This window comes from Brevibacillus sp. HD3.3A, assembly GCF_013284375.2.
In the GTDB taxonomy this organism is placed as follows: Bacteria; Bacillota; Bacilli; order Brevibacillales; family Brevibacillaceae; genus Brevibacillus; species Brevibacillus parabrevis.
Genome location: NZ_CP085874.1, coordinates 4,404,867 through 4,422,512, shown reverse-complemented (window position 1 = coordinate 4,422,512; position 17,646 = coordinate 4,404,867). Strand labels below are relative to the sequence as shown.

At 51.5% G+C, this 17,646-nt stretch carries 16 protein-coding genes; 14 read left to right on the top strand and 2 right to left on the bottom strand.

Annotation, left to right across the window (positions count from 1 at the left end):
* The first annotated feature begins 148 nt into the window (after positions 1–148).
* From HP435_RS20635 to HP435_RS20605, 7 genes are all read left to right on the top strand, one after another.
* On the top strand, positions 149–649 hold the full coding sequence (locus HP435_RS20635; protein WP_122963919.1) for a C40 family peptidase: 501 nt from the start codon (positions 149–151) through the stop codon (positions 647–649).
* A gap of 396 nt (positions 650–1,045) precedes the next feature.
* A complete protein-coding gene (locus HP435_RS20630) occupies positions 1,046–2,491 on the top strand; it encodes a polysaccharide deacetylase family protein (protein WP_370641107.1) in 1,446 nt (481 codons plus the stop codon).
* 115 nt (positions 2,492–2,606) lie between these two features.
* Positions 2,607–4,064 (top strand): polysaccharide deacetylase family protein, encoded by a 1,458-nt coding sequence (locus HP435_RS20625; protein ID WP_122963921.1) that lies wholly within the window; start codon positions 2,607–2,609, stop codon positions 4,062–4,064.
* A gap of 26 nt (positions 4,065–4,090) precedes the next feature.
* Positions 4,091–5,404: a nucleotide sugar dehydrogenase gene (locus tag HP435_RS20620; protein ID WP_173599100.1), complete on the top strand. Its 1,314-nt coding sequence runs from the start codon at positions 4,091–4,093 to the stop codon at positions 5,402–5,404.
* A 20-nt stretch (positions 5,405–5,424) separates the two neighbouring features.
* Positions 5,425–7,287: a glycosyltransferase gene (locus tag HP435_RS20615; protein WP_122963923.1), complete on the top strand. Its 1,863-nt coding sequence runs from the start codon at positions 5,425–5,427 to the stop codon at positions 7,285–7,287.
* A 45-nt stretch (positions 7,288–7,332) separates the two neighbouring features.
* A complete protein-coding gene (locus HP435_RS20610; RefSeq protein ID WP_173599101.1) occupies positions 7,333–9,096 on the top strand; it encodes a polysaccharide deacetylase family protein in 1,764 nt (587 codons plus the stop codon).
* A 34-nt stretch (positions 9,097–9,130) separates the two neighbouring features.
* Positions 9,131–10,198 (top strand): glycosyl hydrolase family 18 protein, encoded by a 1,068-nt coding sequence (locus HP435_RS20605; protein WP_173599137.1) that lies wholly within the window; start codon positions 9,131–9,133, stop codon positions 10,196–10,198.
* 83 nt (positions 10,199–10,281) lie between these two features.
* Here the strand turns inward: HP435_RS20605 and ilvD are convergent, their stop codons facing one another.
* Entirely contained in the window at positions 10,282–11,958 is a 1,677-nt protein-coding gene (gene ilvD / locus HP435_RS20600; RefSeq protein ID WP_122963925.1) for a dihydroxy-acid dehydratase, read from the bottom strand.
* Positions 11,959–12,168: 210 nt separating this feature from the next.
* On the opposite strand from ilvD, the gene HP435_RS20595 reads away from it, so the two are divergent.
* Entirely contained in the window at positions 12,169–12,657 is a 489-nt protein-coding gene (locus HP435_RS20595; RefSeq protein ID WP_122963926.1) for a PaaI family thioesterase, read from the top strand.
* Between the two features lie 3 nt (positions 12,658–12,660).
* Here HP435_RS20595 and HP435_RS20590 read toward each other — a convergent pair whose 3' ends face one another.
* Positions 12,661–13,038 carry a hypothetical protein gene (locus HP435_RS20590; RefSeq protein WP_122963927.1) on the bottom strand — a complete coding sequence of 126 codons (378 nt, stop codon included), beginning with the start codon at positions 13,036–13,038 and terminating at the stop codon, positions 12,661–12,663.
* Between the two features lie 179 nt (positions 13,039–13,217).
* On the opposite strand from HP435_RS20590, the gene HP435_RS20585 reads away from it, so the two are divergent.
* The 6 genes from HP435_RS20585 (at position 13,218) to HP435_RS20560 (ending at position 17,635) form a co-directional block, all read left to right on the top strand.
* Positions 13,218–14,018: an inositol monophosphatase family protein gene (locus tag HP435_RS20585; RefSeq protein WP_173599102.1), complete on the top strand. Its 801-nt coding sequence runs from the start codon at positions 13,218–13,220 to the stop codon at positions 14,016–14,018.
* Between the two features lie 377 nt (positions 14,019–14,395).
* Positions 14,396–14,845 (top strand): hypothetical protein, encoded by a 450-nt coding sequence (locus HP435_RS20580; RefSeq protein ID WP_173596849.1) that lies wholly within the window; start codon positions 14,396–14,398, stop codon positions 14,843–14,845.
* Positions 14,846–14,857: 12 nt separating this feature from the next.
* Positions 14,858–15,124: a hypothetical protein gene (locus tag HP435_RS20575; protein WP_122963930.1), complete on the top strand. Its 267-nt coding sequence runs from the start codon at positions 14,858–14,860 to the stop codon at positions 15,122–15,124.
* The gene (locus HP435_RS20570) at positions 15,124–16,365 is read left to right on the top strand and encodes a glutathionylspermidine synthase family protein (RefSeq protein ID WP_173599138.1); all 1,242 of its coding nucleotides are present in this window, start codon (positions 15,124–15,126) and stop codon (positions 16,363–16,365) included. The genes HP435_RS20575 and HP435_RS20570 overlap by 1 nt, the downstream gene beginning before the upstream one ends.
* A gap of 21 nt (positions 16,366–16,386) precedes the next feature.
* A complete protein-coding gene (locus HP435_RS20565) occupies positions 16,387–16,824 on the top strand; it encodes a DUF350 domain-containing protein (protein ID WP_063228032.1) in 438 nt (145 codons plus the stop codon).
* A gap of 40 nt (positions 16,825–16,864) precedes the next feature.
* Positions 16,865–17,635, top strand: a complete 771-nt coding sequence (locus tag HP435_RS20560; protein ID WP_122963932.1) for a potassium channel family protein — start codon at positions 16,865–16,867, stop codon at positions 17,633–17,635.
* The last annotated feature ends 11 nt before the right edge of the window (positions 17,636–17,646 follow it).

Sequence of the window (17,646 nt, the reverse complement as noted above, 5' to 3'; positions counted from 1 at the left end):
GTTTCTGCCAAGTTTTTGGTAATTTCACAGCACGACAGCTTTGGTAAAGTAGAGAACAAGTGAGAGGTCACCCAAACTTTGCATAAATAAAGCTTCTACCGAAACCATCTCGTAGAAGCGCGTTCTGTCAAAAGGGAGGATGAACAACATGAAATTGCGAAAAACCCTCATCGGAATCGTAATGGGATTGACTTTAGGAGTAACAGCGATTGCACTGCCAATGCCAGGAGAGCAAAATGTAGCTCACGCAGCCTGGACGCAAGCGAAGGCAGACAAAGTCATCAGCACAGGTAAAAAATATCTGGGGACCCCCTATAAATTTGGTGCAAAGAGCTCGACAACAGCTGTTTTTGACTGCTCTTCTTTCACGCAGCGCGTATTCCGTGTAGCAGTAGGCAAAAGCTTGCCACGTACCTCGCGTGACCAGGCGAAAAAAGGCGTGAGTGTGTCCAAGGCCAACCTGAAAAAAGGGGATTTGGTATTTTTCAAGGCGAGCACGACGACGAAGTCCAAGCGGATTACTCACGTTGCTATTTATGCGGGAAACAACAAGATTCTACATACCTACGGGCAACCGGGTGTGACCTTTACCGCATTTAAAGGAACGTCCTGGGAGAAGCGCTTCGTTTCTGCGCGACGTGTTCTGTAGCTGATTCTTTGTTCTCTTACTTAGTAATACGTCTCGCAGCGCAGATTGTTGCGAGAAAAGCGCAAGCAAATTTTGGAAAAGAACAAGCCGCAATGCTTCTCGGAACGATCCTTTGTGGATCGTTCTTTTTGTATACGTGCGAAAATGGTAGAAAAGTGACTGATAATGTTTATGGTAAACTACAATATGTATGTTGTTCATTCATAAGCCGTTTATGTAAAATGAACACAGGCATACGCAGGGAAAGTGTGGAATTTAGGGCTTTACTACCTCTTTAAAAGTAGTGTATAGTGCGAAATTAGAAAGAAAACTGCTTTTCTGGAACTTTTTTCATAGGTAAAATTACCTATATTGTCATTCTTGTACATATTTTATGACAAGGGGAAAGGAAAAATGATGGTTACTACGCGTACGCCACGCAAACGGCGGGTTCTGCCGTGGAGTGCATGGATGATTGCAAGCTCTTTGCTTGTCGGCTGCCAGTTTGGGGTTGAAGAAGCAAACAACGTTCCGAAAGCGAATACGACTCAAACGATTCCCGCGAGCAACGGTGAGAAGAGCAAAGTCATTCCTTTTGTATATACAGCAAAGAAAGAACTGACCCTGACCTTCAACGGGATGGGGGATGACGCAACCATGAAGAAGCTGCTGGACGAGCTGGACAAGTACCAGATCAAAGCGACCTTTTTTCTCCCGGGGATGCGGGTTGCGGAAGAGCCGGAGATCGCCAAGGAAATCCTCAAGCGAGGGCATGAAATCGAGAACAACACGCTGAATCACTTGGACGATGCCCAACTCAGCTATGAGCAAATCTACAAAGAGATTCAGCTTGGCAACGACGTAATCAAAAAGCAGACCGGAGTCACTCCAAGCTATGTGCGCACCAAATCGGGGGATGTTACCGATAATGTCCGTCTGGCTGCGGCTGCGTTGGGAATGAAAGGCGTAGTCAGCTACAGCATCAATCCGAAAGACCGGGACATGAAAAAGGATGCAAAGGCGATTGGCGAGTACGTGGAGAGGTTCATGACCAGGGGCGGGATTATTACGATGAATACAGACATCAATCCCGAAGTGATTCCCGCCATCTCCTATATTGCGAAAGCGGCCAATGACATCGGCTACAAGCTCGTTCCGCTGGGGGAGCTTGTGAAAAACGGAGGAGAGCGCAAGCCGCTGGAACAAATTCCTGGCTATGATGCGGCAAAAATTAATCCCGACACGAAAAATGCCACCTATCACCTCATCTATCAGATGGAGACGAACGAACCGAAAATTGCCCTGACTTTTGACGACTGGGGCAGCGACAAGACGGTTACGAAGATTCTCGATATTTTGGAAGAGCACGATGTCGTCGCGACCTTTTTCCTGCGGGCAAAAGGGGTAGAGGACAACCCCAACCTGGCGCGGGCGATGGTGGAAGGCGGGCACGACGTGGCGAACCACAGTTACAGCCATCCGGTCGTCACGACGATTTCGCCGCAGGAGTTGCAAGAAGACTTGGTGAAAGCGCACCGTGTCATTACAGATGCGATTCAGCAGCAGCCTGTGATGCTGTTTCGTCCACCGACAGGAGTCGTTAACGACGAGACAGCCCGATTGATCTCGGCAGTCGGATACAAAAACATCGCGATGTACGACGTGACGATGCTGGACTGGGATGCCAGACACAGCGCCGATGATATCGTCAACGGAATCATGACCAAGACGAAAAACGGCAGCGTCATTTTGCTTCATATGCTCGACAACATACATACAGTTGAAGCGCTGCCTGTTGCCTTGGAAAAGCTGAAACAGAAAGGCTTCAAATTCGTCAAAATGGCTGACATGGTTCCAAAGTAAAACGCGGGAAAACTGCCTGGAATTGACTATAGCTGTTTTCTTTCATAAGGAGTAGTATGAAGGACTGTAGTCGAGGAATTTTCTTTGCGTATATCGGGAGAAAAGGAGAAAAGACATGCCCAAAAAGATAGGAAGAAACCAAAAATCATTCTTGTTTTCCATAGCCATGGCGATGCTTGCGATTGCCGTGTTAGCAGGATGCGCTCCGCTGCACGATCGGGGCCAGCCATTTGGCTACGCTGCGCAAAAAACCAAAACGACTCAAAAGATCATTCGCTATACAGGAGAAAAAAGCAAGGGCATTCCTTTCGTCTATACGACCAAGCGAGAACTGGCTCTTACCTTTAACGGGATGGCTGACAGCAAGAAGATGAAACAACTGCTCGATGCACTGGACAAGCAGCAGATCAAGGCGACTTTCTTTTTGCCTGGCATGCGTGTAGCCGAGGAGCCGAATCTGGCAAAAGAAATCGCTGCCCGCGGCCATGAGGTCGAGAACAATACACTGAATCTGCTCGATCTGAGCAAGCTTCCCTATGACAAGATCAGCTCCGAGATCAAGCTGGCCAAAGATGTCATTGAGAAGAAGGCAGGGATTAAAACACGTTACGTGCGAACAAAATCGGCGACCTATACCGATGACATTTTGTTGGCCGCAGCGGGCGCAGGCCATGAAGCTGTTATCTCCACCAGCCTGTTTTTGCATAACTGGGAAAAAGAGACAGAAGAACAAAAAATGCGCTACGTCAGAAAATACATCAATCGTGGCGGGATCATAACCATGGACACCGTTGAGAGCAAGCAACTCGCCGAGAATGTTGCTCTTTTGGCGCGGGCAGCAAACGATGCCGGATATCGCTTTGTTCCTTTGAAAGACTTGATTGCAGGCAGCCAAGAGAGAAAGCCAGCTGAGCAAATTGAAGGCTATGACGCTGCGAAAATCAATTTGGATGTTCAAAATGTTACTTATCGATATGTACAAAGAGACGAGTCAGACAAGCCGCAGATCGCCCTGTCTTTTGACGACTGGGGAAGCGATGCTACTGTCACAAAAATTTTGGACACATTGGACAAGTACCAGATTAAAGCTTCGTTCTTCTTGCGGGCCGACGGGGTGGCAAAAAATCCGAACCTCGCCAGAGCGATATATGAAGCAGGACACGATGTGGCGAACCACACGTACTCTCATCCCGTTTTGACCAAAATCACAGTGGCTCAGATGCAGGAAGAAATCGTCAAAGCGCATCAGATCATTACAGGCGCGATTCAGCAAAAGCCGACCATGTACTTCCGACCACCGACCGGAGCCATTAATGACAATACATTAAAAGCTATTTCAGCGACTGGTTACCATACCATTACGAACTTTGATGTAGATCCTTCCGATTACATGAAAACAAAGACGGCGGACGAAATTGCAAACATCGTCATCGAGAAAACAAAAAATGGCAGTGTGATCCTGCTGCACATGCTCGATGACATAAAAACCGTAGACGCGTTGCCAACCATCATTGAGAAGCTGCAAGAGAAAGGCTATACGTTTGTGAAAATGTCAGAAATGTTTGGTTCGTAATCGACAATGAGAGAGGAAGAAACATCATGGATCTGTTTGACGCAATTGTAGAGCGCCAGGAAAAAATTGCTGTCGTCGGACTCGGATATGTAGGGTTACCAGTAGCAGTTGCGTTGGCAGAAAAAGTGTCTGTAATCGGTTTTGATGTCAATCGTGCAAAAGTGGATAATTATCAAAACGGGCTATGCCCGGATGGAAGCATGGACGAGGAGCGGCTGCGAGCCAGTACGATTGACTTTACGTCAGATGAAACAAGACTGTCGGAAGCGCGGTTTTTCATCGTCGCCGTGCCCACGCCGATCAAGAGCGGCAATGTGCCTGATCTGCACTACGTACAGGCGGCGACGCGGACGGTAGCGAAACACATGCCGAAAGGATCGGTTGTCGTCTTCGAATCGACCGTGTATCCGGGAGTGACCGAGGAAATATGCATCCCGATACTGGAAAGCGAATCGAACATGCGCTGTGGAGAGGATTTCACAGTCGGCTATTCGCCGGAGCGCATCAATCCGGGCGATGACGTGCACCGTTTTGAATCGATCGTGAAGATTGTATCAGGCATGGACGAACAAACATTGGATACGGTGGCACGGGTGTACGGGCTGGTTGTGGAGGCGGGCGTGTATCGGGCGGAGAGCATCAAGGTCGCCGAAGCAGCCAAGGTCATTGAAAATGCCCAGCGCGACATCAATATTGCGTTCATGAATGAGCTTGCGATGCTGTTTCATCAGATGGGCATCGATACGAAGGCCGTGCTGCAGGCTGCCCGGACGAAGTGGAACTTTTTGCCGTTCACACCGGGTCTGGTAGGAGGGCACTGTATCGGCATCGATCCGTATTACTTGACCTACAAGGCAGAAGACAGCGGGTACCATTCCAAAATCATTTTGGCGGGTCGCCACATCAATGACGGGATGGGCAAATACATCGCGGAACAAATCATCAAGTCTGTCGTACGGATGAAGCTGGACGTCAAAAACGTGAAAATCGGCATCATGGGCTTGGCCTACAAGGAAAACTGCCCGGATATTCGCAACTCGAAAGTAGTGGACATTGTTTCCGAGCTTCACGAGTACGGGATTGTGCCGCTTATCGTCGATCCGCTGGCTGATCCCAGACTGGCGTACGAGGAATACCGGATCGAGCTTTCCCACCCGGATGCGCTGAAAGAATTGGACGTGGTGATCGTAGCGGTTCCGCACGCCTTTTTTGCCAGCATGAGTGTGGACGACTTCGATGCCATGTACGGAAGCGGTCAGACAAAAATGATTTTCGATATCAAAGGAGTTTATCAAAAAGCCGATTTTGTGAATAAGGGTTACCATTACTGGAGCTTGTAAGAGGGAGTGGAGAAGCGACAGTGATATTCAAAAAGAAAAAGAAAAATACAGATGAAGTGCTGACGGTTTCTCGAGCGGATCGGCGACTCCTCTCCAATGTTCCAGACCCAGAAAATATTCGGACACAGGCAGATCGAAGAGGACAGGCTGCGGATGTGGCTCAGGATGATCCAGCTTACCTGGACAGGTTGCGGATGCTGAGCCTGCGTTACATGGCCAATTTTGATGTCGTGGTCTACACGCGCAAGAAACAGAAAAAAAGCGCGTTCAAGGGGCGCGCAGTCGATATTTCCACAACAGGTCTTTTGTGCGAATTTGGGCCAGCTGCCCAAGAGCGGCTGTTTGTGGGAAAAACGGTTTCGATTCATTGCGATATTCCTCCAGGTACGATGCCGGAAGGATTTGAATCATCCGTCAAGTTAGAGGCGAAGGTCGTCCGAAACTTTACGAAGACCGAGGATGAGCAGGAGAAGCTGATGGTGGCGTTTGAATTTGCCAAGCCGCTGACAGAATATCTGCAAAGAAAACGATGGGGCTACGCCATTTACGGCTCCAGCGCCATGCTGTTGTTCTCGACGATTTTCATCATGCTCATGCGCGCGGAGAGCGTGATTTACTTCCAGTACAACATTCTTTTGTACATGTACAGCTTGATCGCGGCGGCCTTTTTGCTGACCCGCTACTTTTTTGGCGCCCTGTACCGGGATGTGCCGATCAATCCGGACTTTACGCCGGGAGTCTCGATCATCATCCCGTGCTTTAACGAAGAGGAATGGATTCATCGCACGATTTTGAGTTGTGTCAATCAAAACTATCCGATCGACAAACTGGAAGTAATCGTGGTCGATGATCGCTCGACGGACCGCTCGGTGGAGCAGATCGAGAAGGTCATCGAGATGATCCATAACGAGGCCGACCGCTTCATGACGAGAGAAAGGGTGCGCATGCATGTCCTGCCCGAAAATGGCGGGAAGCGCGTCGCTCTGGTCAAAGGCGTGGAGATGGCGAAGCACGATCTGGTCGTGTTTGTGGACTCGGACAGCTTCCTGGAGCCGACCGCGATCCGCCATCTGGTTCAGCCTTTTCAGGACCCGAAAATGGGCGGCGTAGCCGGGCGGACAGACGTGGAGAACAAATACACGAACTCGATTACGAAGCTGCAAACGGTTCGGTACTATATCGCTTTTCGCATCATGAAAGCGGCAGAAGCCTGGTTCGACAGCGTGACGTGCTTGTCCGGGCCGCTGTCGTGCTATCGCAAAGATTTGATCACCAAGCATTCCGATGCCTGGCTGAGTCAGAAGTTTCTCGGTCAGCCTGCGACTTTTGGCGACGACCGAAGCATGACCAACTACATTTTGCAGACACATCGAACCTCTTACCAGGACTCGGCCATCTGTTCGACGATTGTGCCGTCGAAGATGAGCGTGTTCTTGAAGCAGCAAATGCGCTGGAAGCGTTCGTGGCTGCGTGAATCGCTGCGGGCCAGCATGTTCATCTGGAAAAAAGAGCCGTTCATGGCGCTGTTCTTTTACATTGGCCTGATTGTTCCGATTGCAGCACCTGTCATCGTGTTGTACAACCTCGGATACGTTCCGCTCGTCCATCACGTGTTCCCCGGAACGTTTTTGATGGGGCTTTTGCTGATGGCGATGCTGATGAGTCTGGCTCATTTGCTGTTCCGCAGGAGCAAGCTGTGGGTGTTCGGGTTTGTTTTTTGCGTGTTCTACGAATTTGTCTTGCTTTGGCAAATGCCTGTCGCCTGGGTGACGTTCTGGAAATCGACCTGGGGCACACGGGAGACACCGCAAGACATTGAGGCGAAATTGAAAAAAGAAGCCCGAAAACAAAAAGGCAAAAAAGGATTCAGCTTGCCGTTTTAAACACAGTTGCTGCGTGGGAGATTTCGAGAGCAAGGGGGGGATGAGATGAGAGGAAAGCGTAGTGCCGCCCTGGATTACAAAAAGAAGGATCGCCGAAAAAAGATTCGCACTGTCTGGCAATTGGCGATTTTGCTGCTTGTCGGCATGATTGTCTATCAAGCTGTTTTCGATACGAAACAATACGTGCAGGCAGATACGACACAGTGGCAAAATCAAAAAGGATTTATTGCCCTTTCCTACTTTGGCGTCGGGCGCAACGGCACACCGAAGCTGATTGCCAAAGAGCTGCTGGATGAACATCTGAAGGCGCTCCGCAAGCAAGGCTACGTGACGATTTCGCAACAAGATGTTCTGGATTTTTACCAAAAAAACAAGCCGCTGCCAGACAAAGCTTTGTTTCTCGCTTTTGAAGATGGGCGAAACGACTCTCATTTGTTTGCTCAGCCGCTTCTGGAAAAGTACAACTACAAGGCAACTGCGCTGACGTACGCCAACAAGATGGGCAACAGCGACAACAAGTTTCTCCAGCCCAAAGATTTGCTGCGCATGCAGGAAAAAGGCTTCTGGGAAATGGGCACAAACGGTTATCGGCTGACCTACATCAATATTTTTGACCGGGACGGCACGTTTATCGGCGTGAGAGACGAAAACCAGCTGCCTACGAAAAACCACGTGGAGTATTACAACCATTTTTTGATGGACTTCATCCGCGATCAGGACATGATTCCGGTGGAGAATCGGACGCAGATGGAAGAACGGATTACCCACGACTATCAGTTGATGAAAGATATTTACACCGAGCAGCTCGGGTCTGTCCCGCGCGTGTACATGATCATGCACGCCAATACGCTCTATCAAGGGATGAACCGGCTCGTTTCCGATGTCAATGATGCGAACATCCGCAAGCTGTTCGCCATGCATTTCAACCGGGAAGGCAACGTGTACAATTCGCGTGACGAGAGCTTGTACAACTTGACTCGCGTGCAGCCTGCCCCTTATTGGTCGACCAATCATTTGCTGATGAAAATTCAGAAGGATACGCAGCAAAAGATGAAATTCGTGCTGGGAGACGAGAACCAGGCGAAACAATGGGAGCGCATGAGCGGGGCGGAGGAATTTAAGGACAACCGACTGATTTTGACTTCCCCGCCGAGCGAGAACGGCCAGATTTATTTGCGCGACAGCGAAAACTACAAAGATGTGGGCTTTACAGCAAAGCTCGAAGGCAACGTCGTCGGCAAGCAAGCGATTTATTTGCGCTATGACCGCAAGAAAAACGCGTTCATTCGCCTGACTTTGGAAAACAATGAACTCAAGCTCGAAGAGAAAAAGCCTGGCAGCGCTGTAAAAGAGCTGTCCAAGACCAAGCTCGGCGAGGTACAATGGAAGCCGGAAGATTTGGCGTACGACAAGGCGACCGTCTACAGCAAGGCCCAGACGGAAGCGGGTGCTCCCAAGGAAGACGAGGGATACCCGATCAATATTCAACAATCTAGGCTGCTTGACATCACTCTCCGGGACAATCAGTTATCTGTGGCTGTGGACAAACAGCTGCTGATAGACAAACAGCAAATAGATGCTACCATGGAGAAAGGCGGCTTGGCACTGGAAGCCCAGTACAGCAAGCAAAACAAAAAAGATGACATTTACGATGCGATTTTTACGGACATGAGCGTGTTTGTTCCGACCAATGGCGAGGCGAGCGATGCTATCCTGTTCAAAAATTCGTATTCGGGCTGGGATGAAGTGGTGCACGTATCGGAGAAAGCGTTCCATGCTGCCATCGACTGGGTCATCGAAACGTTCTAACATAGAAGGAAAAGGGGAACCAGGTCAGGTGACGATGAAGAAGCGGTTCAAAAAACAGACGATTGTTCTCGCAGTATGCCTCAGTGCTATTGGGACGTTACTCGGGGGCTGCGATATCTTGGGAAGCACTTCCGATTCGTGGAAAAGTGTGGAGGCGGCAGAACAGCCGATGGAGAAGACAGCCTGGGTCACGGACTGGCAATGGATGGACGGCTCCGCGGATTTGCAAGGCATGACGAACGGTTTGACCAGTGTGCAGATGTTTGCCGCCTATTTTGACGAAGCGGATCAACTGCTGTTTACCGATATGTTCAAAGAGGGGTTGCCCAAAGTCCAGGAAATCTCGCGAAAAAGCAGTCTCGTCCATGTGGATTTGACGATCGTGAACGATCAGAAGCGCAAGAATGGCACGGACAGCCAAAAGGACCCGGCGATCGTAACGCGGCTGATGGCGACGCCGCAAAGCCGGACGAAGCACATCGACCAGATCATGGAGGCGGTAACGACGTACCAGTTCCATGGGGTGGAGATCGACTACGAACGGGTTGCGGACAAAGACTGGCAGAACATGCTGCTGTTTATCCAGGAACTGCATAAGCGCCTTCAGGCAAAAGAAAAGACCCTCCGGGTGGTGCTGGAGCCGCGGACGCCGATTGAAACACTCGCGCTGCCCAAAGGCCCCGTCTATGTGATGATGGCGTACAACCTGTACGGAACCTCGACCGGGCCAGGACCGAAAGCGGACCGGGCGTTCATCAAAGAACTGGCAACCCGCATGAAGGTCGTGCCGGGAGAAAAGGTAATTGCTATTGCGTCTGGCGGGTTTGACTGGACAGCTTCGGGCAAGGCGGTCCAGGTAACGGAGCAGCAAGCCGTGTATTTGGCGAAAGTCAATATGGCGCAACCGCAGCGTGACGAGGCGAGTGGCAGCCTTTATTTCCAGTACGTAGACGAGCAAAAACAGAAGCACACGGTTTGGTATGCCGACGAGACGACATTGCAAACCTGGTCGCAAGTCATTGCCAGTGAAGGCTACCACAAGCTCGCTTTGTGGCGCCTGGGTGATTTGAGTCCGGCAAGTGTTTCGTTCATGAATGAATAAGAAGAAGCCCCCTTCCTTTGCGGCCATTACTTCTAGGCCAGCGGGAAGGGGGCTTTTCTCTTTTCTATTAGGTCGTGCGCGTACTAGATTTTCAGGATGCCGCCCATGCTCGCATTCGTTACCATCTTGGAGTAGCGTGCCAGGTAGCCTGTTTTCACTTTCGGCTCAAATTCTTTCCAGCCTTCGCGACGGCGGGCCAGTTCAGCCTCGTCTACGTTCAGGTGAATCGTGCGCTCTTCGAGATCGATCGAGATGATGTCGCCGTCTTGGACGAACGCGATAAGGCCGCCTTCAGCCGCTTCCGGGGAGACGTGCCCGATGCTGATGCCGCGGGAAGCGCCGGAGAAACGGCCATCTGTGACGAGAGCCACTTCCTTGCCGAGTCCCATCCCGACGATTTGCGAAGTAGGAGCCAGCATTTCTGGCATGCCCGGACCGCCTTTTGGTCCCTCGTAACGGATGATGACGACATGACCGGACTTGATTTTGCCTGCCGCGATGCCCGCCAGCGCTTCTTCCTGGGAGTCGAAGCAGATCGCTGGTCCTTCGTGCTTTTTAATAGAAGGATCGACACCGCCCGTTTTGATGATCGAGCCTTGCTCAGCCAAGTTGCCGAACAGGACGGCCAGACCGCCGGAGGCACTGTACGGGTTCTCCAGACGGCGGATCACCTGGTCGTTTTTGATTTCCGCTTCCGCGATGTTTTCCGCGAGCGTTTTGCCTGTCACGGTGATGCGGTTCGGATGGATCGCGCCTTCTTTTCGCGCAATTTCCTTGAGAACAGCGGAGACGCCGCCTGCTTCGTGGCAATCCTCGATGTGGTAGTCGGACGATGGCGCCAGTTTGCAAATGTGCGGAATGCGCTTCGCCACTTCGTTGATGCGCTCGATTGGATACTCGATGCCTGCTTCCTGAGCGATCGCCAATGTGTGCAAAACGGTATTCGTCGAGCCGCCCATCGCCATATCGAGCGCGAAGGCGTCGTCGATCGCTTCGAGGGTAACGATATCGCGCGGTTTGATATCACGCTCGATCAAATTTTTCAGTTTTTCTGCGGAGGCTTGTACCAGTTCGCGGCGCTCCGGAGAGACGGCGAGGACGGTGCCGTTGCCTGGCAGCGCCAGACCGATCGCTTCGAGCAGACAGTTCATCGAGTTGGCGGTAAACATACCGGAACAGGAACCGCAAGTCGGACATCCGTATTGCTCCAGCTCTTCCAGCTGCTTGTTGTCGATCAGACCTGCCTGGTACGCCCCGACTCCTTCGAATACGGAGGAAAGCGAGATGGAGCGGCCGTCGCTTGTCTTGCCTGCTTTCATCGGTCCGCCTGTCACGAAGACAGTCGGAATGTTGACGCGCAGAGCGCCCATGATCATTCCCGGAGTGATCTTGTCACAGTTCGGGATGCAAATCATGCCGTCGAACCAGTGCGCGGCTACGACTGTTTCCAGGCTGTCTGCGATGATCTCGCGGCTTGGGAGGGAATAGCGCATCCCGATATGGCCCATGGCGATCCCGTCATCAACCCCGATGGTATTAAACTCAAATGGAACCATGCCTGCGGCGCGAACAGCTTCTTTGACCAGCTTGCCAAACTCCTGCAAGTGCACATGGCCTGGGATAATATCAATGTAAGAGTTGCAGATGGCGATAAACGGTTTGTCGAAATCCTCGTCTTTTACGCCTGCCGCCCGGAGCAAGCTGCGGTGCGGTGCGCGGTCGAAACCTTTTTTAATCATGTCACTGCGTTGTCTAGCCAATGTATAGCTCTCCCTTCCTGCTTGAAAATGACCTGTCTTATGTTTTGCACTATCTTATCAATTTTTATTAGTAGAAACAACCGTAAAAGTCTGAACATTTGCTCAGTCTGACGCTTGCAGGCAGCTTGCCATGCCGCTTGCAGCATGGCGAAAACAAGCTTTATCGGCTACAATAAGAGAACGAATTTTAATTTTGTTGGAGTGAACAAAATGATAGAGGAATTGAAAAGTATTTGCGAGGAAGGCAGCGATGAGGAGCGCAAAATACTGGAGTTGGCGATGCAGGCTATCCGGCAAAAGCGCGAGCGCAAAAGTGCCTATCTTTCAGGCTTTCTCGGCTTGAAGGGAGAGTTTATCGACGAAAAGAAGCAGTCGTATCGCTTCGAACTGCCGCTCACGGTGTTCATGCACAATTCGGGAGGCGCGGTACATGGAGGGATTCTCGCCACGCTGATCGACTCGGCCATGGGCTCGTTGATCAACCGTTCCCTGCCCCCGGAGCAGTACGCGGTCACGACCGAGTTGAAACTCAACTACTTGCGTCCGGGAATAGGGGAACGGCTGCGCGCTGAAGCGACATTTTTGCATCGGGGACAGACGCTGGTCGTCATGGAAGGCAGCGTTTACGACGAGCGTAACCATCGGATCGCGCACGGCACGGGTTCGTTTATCGTTTTAAATCGAAAATTTTTTACCTGAACTTCACCGGATCACAACAAGTCCGCTGTATTGTGAAATATAGGTCAGCATCTTGCCGGAGAGGGGCACGATAAATTCCATGTTTTCTTTCTCCACGATGCCGGAACGAGAGACGATCCGCGCCCATTTGACGCCGATTTTGTAGTATTGGGAGCCAAAGGTCGTGTGGACGGTTTCTCTGTTCAGCCGAAACGACATCGGCGCCGTATCGAGCGTATGCGGCACCATGCTGACGATATCGTGCAAAAACAGGTGGTAGGTCAGGTGCGGCTTGAAAAACACGAGTTCTTTTGTCGTGACCGTAAAGCCGTAGCTATTGTTCATCTGGGTGAATTTCAGCTCACCCTCCATATTTTTCAGACGAATGAAGTCGCTGTTCATGTTTTTCCCCTCCTAAAAAGCGTCGGGCTGTATGCGCCAAAGCCTGGCTTTGCGCCCGCTCGCCTGCGCTGCGTCTTTTGTCTTTTTCACGATGGGTGTCATTCTATCATAGTGATGTGCGCATGAGGAATGCAAGGGAAAACAATGGACAAACGACCCAATGAAGGAGCGAAAAGCCGATGCTGGAAATTGCCAAGGAAGCAGCAAGTGTGGCAGGAGCCTTTTTGAAGGAGCGTTTTCTGGAGCAGCTCACCCCTGACGAGGAGCTGCATAACGATGTGAAACTGCCGGAGGACAAAGGCAGCGAGCAGCGCATCATTGAAGTGCTGCACCGTCACTTCCCGACGCATACGATTTTTTCCGAAGAGATCGGGATGGTCAGCCGCGACGAGGAGTATTTGTGGATTGTCGATCCGCTGGACGGCACGAACAATTATTTTATCGGCCATCCGTATTTTAGTATATCGATTGCCTTGCAGCACAAAGGCGAACTCGCCCTTGGCGTCGTGTACAATCCGGTAGCAGGTCAAATGTTCTGGGCGGAAAAAGGGCAAGGAGCGTTCCTGAACGGCAAACGCATCTCCATCAACAACCGGACAGACTTGACGCGGGCAGCAGGGACGTACATTCGCGGACGCGAAACCGTGACCAGGCAGGAGGAGCTTGCTTTTACAGAGCCGTTCATGCTCCAGACGAAGCGTCTGTTGCGCAACGTGGCTCCGGCACTCGATTGGTGCCTGCTCGCCAATGGCTGGCTCGACTACATCGTCATGCAGCGTTCGGGGATCATGGACGTGGCTGCCGGAATCGTGATCGCGAGTGAAGCGGGCGCTACCATAACCGATTGGCAAGGTGAGCCTTACCGACACGAGCCGTTTTTCCAGGATCAGACGCGTTCGCTCGTAGCGACAAACGGTCAGCTGCACGAGACGATCCGCGCGATGGCAGTGGAGCAGCACGTGGCGAATGTGCAGCGATAGGCTTGGAAGCCACATACAAACAGCGCGACCATTTTCACAAACGCTCTTTTCTAAGAAATTGTTGCTTTTAGAAAAGCCGTGAGTTGCTTGATATTTATAGTACCAAGCGAAGCGTGCATTCACGGTAAATGGAAATCCTATAGACTTCCTGATTTTCATTATAGAACACACGTTTCCACAACAGCAATAGCAACAAAATTTGCGAAAAGAGCCTTCACAAAAATGGCCAAGGCTGGGGCAGGAGACGGGACTCTTGCACCAGCTTTTCCCTTTTTAGCCGAATTTCGTGTTTTTTCGGCAACCATTTGTTCCGTGATGCGTATAAATTGGTGCTATCTTGAAAAGGGCATCATTTTACTGAGAAATGGGGTGACAGCATGGCTAGACTGGAATATCGTCTGCTGGACGAGACGAACGGGTACCCTGTCCTGTTTTATTACGATCGCATCGACAAGGACGAGGTGTCGCTGCGCTTTGCCTGCGACTATTTGGTGAAGGGGCATGTCGTCTACGAGAAGACTTCTTGCGCCATCGAGGGCGGGACATATGTGATCTACGTCCGCCACTCGTCCGAGGAGACGGCGGTGGACTATGCCGAAAGACCGTCCGTGCGCTGGGGGAGCATCCAGATCGAGATGCGCGAATACAGGGAGAACACACGTCTCTACCCACTCGTGCACACGTTTTCGTTCAAAGATGACGACGATGCTCTCCTGCATTTGCAAAGCGACTATTTGTATCTGAATGGCCGCGAATGGGAAAAAACCTCGGCTGAGGTGGATGAGGATCGTCAGGTGTACATTTACTACGCACAGCCGGCAGGGTAGGAGGGAAAAAGCATGGCACTGACAAAATCGGCAAAGGTGGTCGGTCTGTTTGTGGCGGCAACGCTGGCTATTAGCGGATGCTCGTCTGATTATGATGACGATTGCTACGACGATGACAATGACGGATATTGCGACGACGGCGGGAGCAGTTCGCGCGGATCGTCCGGCTACTACGGCGGCAGTTCGTCCAAAAGCAAGTCGTCAGGAGTATCCAGCGGCATTAGCCCCAGCAGCTCCAAAGGTGGAATCGGCAGCTCGGGCGTGTCCAGCTCGGGGTGATGGAAGTGGATAACAAGAACCGAAGAGAAGCGCTGTACGGCCCTTTGCGCGAGGAAGGAATTTTCCTGTGGGATTGGATGTACGGGGAAGAGTATGCGCTGGCGGATATCCACCTCATCTCCGAATCGTTTCGGGAGGAGCTTGCGACAGCAACGGCAAAGCTCGGCCGCATTTTTACGAAAGTGATGCCTGTCTTGCAACGCGCGGACGATGCGCTTCTGCTTGAGTTGGGCGTTCCGGCGCAAGCGTTGCAAACCGTGCGAACCGCTGTCCTGCAAGATTTGCCTACAGCGATCGGCCGCTTTGACTTCGCCAGCACGAGCGAAGGGCTGAAGATGCTGGAATGCAACAGCGATACCCCGACAGGGATTGTGGAAGCTTTTCACGTCAACGAACACGCGTGTCGCTACTTCGGGGTGAAAAACCCGAATGCCGGGATGGACGCGCAGCTGCAACGCGCTTTTGCCAGGCTGATGCAAGCTTACAGCGACAAGGGCTATCCGGTTGAGCACGTCTGGTTCAGCTCGCTGGACTGGCACGAGGAAGACAAGGGAACGACCTTGTATCTGATGGAAAAGTCGGGAATCGACGCCCGATTTGCGCCGCTGGAAAAGCTTCGCGTCTGGGAAGACGGACTGTACGTCGAAGCAGAGGGCAGCTTGCTTCCCGTCGATGTGCTGTATCGGCTGCACGCCTTGGAAAAGCTGGCCGAAGAGCGGGACGAAGACGGCTATCCCACAGGGGAGCACGTGCTTTCCCTGATCGCTGCGAAAAAACTGGCGATTATCAATCCGCCGTCTGCGTTTTTGATCCAGACGAAAGCGCTCCAGGCGCTGATCTGGAACTTGCACGAGGCAGGCGAATTTTTCCAGGAAGAAGAACACGCGATCATCGAGACGTACATGCTTCCAACGTACTTCGAAAATCGGTTTGCAGGAGCGAATGACTATGTCACCAAGCCGATTTTCGGCAGAGAGGGTGGCGGTGTCGCGCTGTTTGCAGCCGATGGGACACTGGTCGAAAAAGATCAGGAGGAATTTTACTGGGAGCAGCCGATGATTTATCAAAAGCGGGTGGAATTGCCCGAGATTACGGTACAGACGCTGTCAGGCCCGTATCAAGGCAGGCTGTTGTGGGGCTCCTTCTGGATTGGCGGAGAAGCGTCTGCGGTCGTGGCCCGTGTCGGCGGCCCGATCACCAACAACTTGTCCTATTACTTGCCGGTCGGCATGAAAGGGTAACGAAAAGGAGAGGAGTGCGGCATGATTACACAATGGAGTTACATACTCAATTTTTTGGCCTATTTGGCCGTGACTATTCCGATATTGGCAGTCGGCATTTTCGTTTTTACGTTTACGACTCCGTATAAGGAATTTGCGTTGATCAAAGACGGGGCACAGACAGACGACCCGAAAAAAATGGCGGCGGCGAAAGCAGCGGCACACGATTTGGGCGGAAAAATTATCGGTCTGGCGATCGTGCTTGCATCCGCTGTCTATCACTCCGTCAACCTGTTGGATCTGGTCGTGTGGGGATTGGTTGGCATGGTGTTTCAAGTCGTTATTTTTTATTTGTTCGAGTGGATCACGCCGTTCAAAGTGGTGTCGGAAATCCCGAACGGCAACGTTTCTGTCGGCATTTTCGCCTCCCGGCTGAGCATTGCGGCAGGCTTGCTGATGGCGGCTCTCATCAGCTACTAAGATATAGAAAAGCGGGATCGGTCCTCGGGAGGAGTCCTTCGTGTTTTGGCGCGTCATGTATGAGATATTCGTCATCATGCTAGTAATTACGTATGCAATTTTGCTTTTTGCTGATTTCTCGAACCACCCGCTGCTGACAGACGAATTGATGCATTGGGTCGACAACGGGCTTATCGTCATGCTCATCGCAGAATATATGGTTCGCTTGTGGAAGGCAAAAAACAAGCGGCAGTTTGTCATCTCCAACTGGTTCGATCTGGTGGCGATGATTCCCTTGGACCAGTATTTGTATTTGGCCCGGTTCATGCGTGTCCTGCGTTTGGTGCGCATTGTGCGGGCTTCTCCGTTTTTGCTTGGCGTCATCCGCTCCGGCCCTATGCGGCAAGTTCTCGGGGTCGTTACGATTATCATGCTCTGGAGCTCGACAGCGATTTATTTGCTGGAATACGGCGTGAACGAAAATATCAAGAGCTTCACCGATGCGCTTTGGTGGTCGATCGTGACGACGACGACGGTAGGGTACGGGGATATTTCCCCTGTGACGTCAGGCGGGCGGATCATGGCGACGATTTTGATGGTGACAGGGATTGGCATGATCGGTGCGCTGACAGCCAACTTTGCGACCCATTGGACGGAGACGCACGATGCCAAAAGCGACTCCGAAACCGACCGACTGACAGAAGAAATCCGGAAGCAGACGATTTCCTACATCCAGCAAATCGAGAGCTTGCGGGAAGAAGAGTACGAGACGTTAAAAGAAAGTCTGGACTTATTGTATCGTCGAACGAGAAAGAAACACGAAGAAGAGTGAGCTGTCGGTGC

What these genes read in the sequence shown, in the direction of transcription:
- HP435_RS20565 (WP_063228032.1), top strand. Translation starts at nt 16,387, where the DNA reads ATGATTACACAATGGAGTTACATACTCAATTTTTTGGCCTATTTGGCC.
- HP435_RS20630 (WP_370641107.1), top strand. Translation starts at nt 1,046, where the DNA reads ATGGTTACTACGCGTACGCCACGCAAACGGCGGGTTCTGCCGTGGAGT.
- HP435_RS20620 (WP_173599100.1), top strand. Translation starts at nt 4,091, where the DNA reads ATGGATCTGTTTGACGCAATTGTAGAGCGCCAGGAAAAAATTGCTGTC.
- HP435_RS20595 (WP_122963926.1), top strand. Translation starts at nt 12,169, where the DNA reads ATGATAGAGGAATTGAAAAGTATTTGCGAGGAAGGCAGCGATGAGGAG.
- HP435_RS20580 (WP_173596849.1), top strand. Translation starts at nt 14,396, where the DNA reads ATGGCTAGACTGGAATATCGTCTGCTGGACGAGACGAACGGGTACCCT.
- HP435_RS20585 (WP_173599102.1), top strand. Translation starts at nt 13,218, where the DNA reads ATGCTGGAAATTGCCAAGGAAGCAGCAAGTGTGGCAGGAGCCTTTTTG.
- HP435_RS20570 (WP_173599138.1), top strand. Translation starts at nt 15,124, where the DNA reads ATGGAAGTGGATAACAAGAACCGAAGAGAAGCGCTGTACGGCCCTTTG.
- HP435_RS20590 (WP_122963927.1), bottom strand. Translation starts at nt 13,038, where the DNA reads ATGAACAGCGACTTCATTCGTCTGAAAAATATGGAGGGTGAGCTGAAA.
- HP435_RS20605 (WP_173599137.1), top strand. Translation starts at nt 9,131, where the DNA reads ATGAAGAAGCGGTTCAAAAAACAGACGATTGTTCTCGCAGTATGCCTC.
- HP435_RS20635 (WP_122963919.1), top strand. Translation starts at nt 149, where the DNA reads ATGAAATTGCGAAAAACCCTCATCGGAATCGTAATGGGATTGACTTTA.
- HP435_RS20610 (WP_173599101.1), top strand. Translation starts at nt 7,333, where the DNA reads ATGAGAGGAAAGCGTAGTGCCGCCCTGGATTACAAAAAGAAGGATCGC.
- HP435_RS20575 (WP_122963930.1), top strand. Translation starts at nt 14,858, where the DNA reads ATGGCACTGACAAAATCGGCAAAGGTGGTCGGTCTGTTTGTGGCGGCA.
- HP435_RS20625 (WP_122963921.1), top strand. Translation starts at nt 2,607, where the DNA reads ATGCCCAAAAAGATAGGAAGAAACCAAAAATCATTCTTGTTTTCCATA.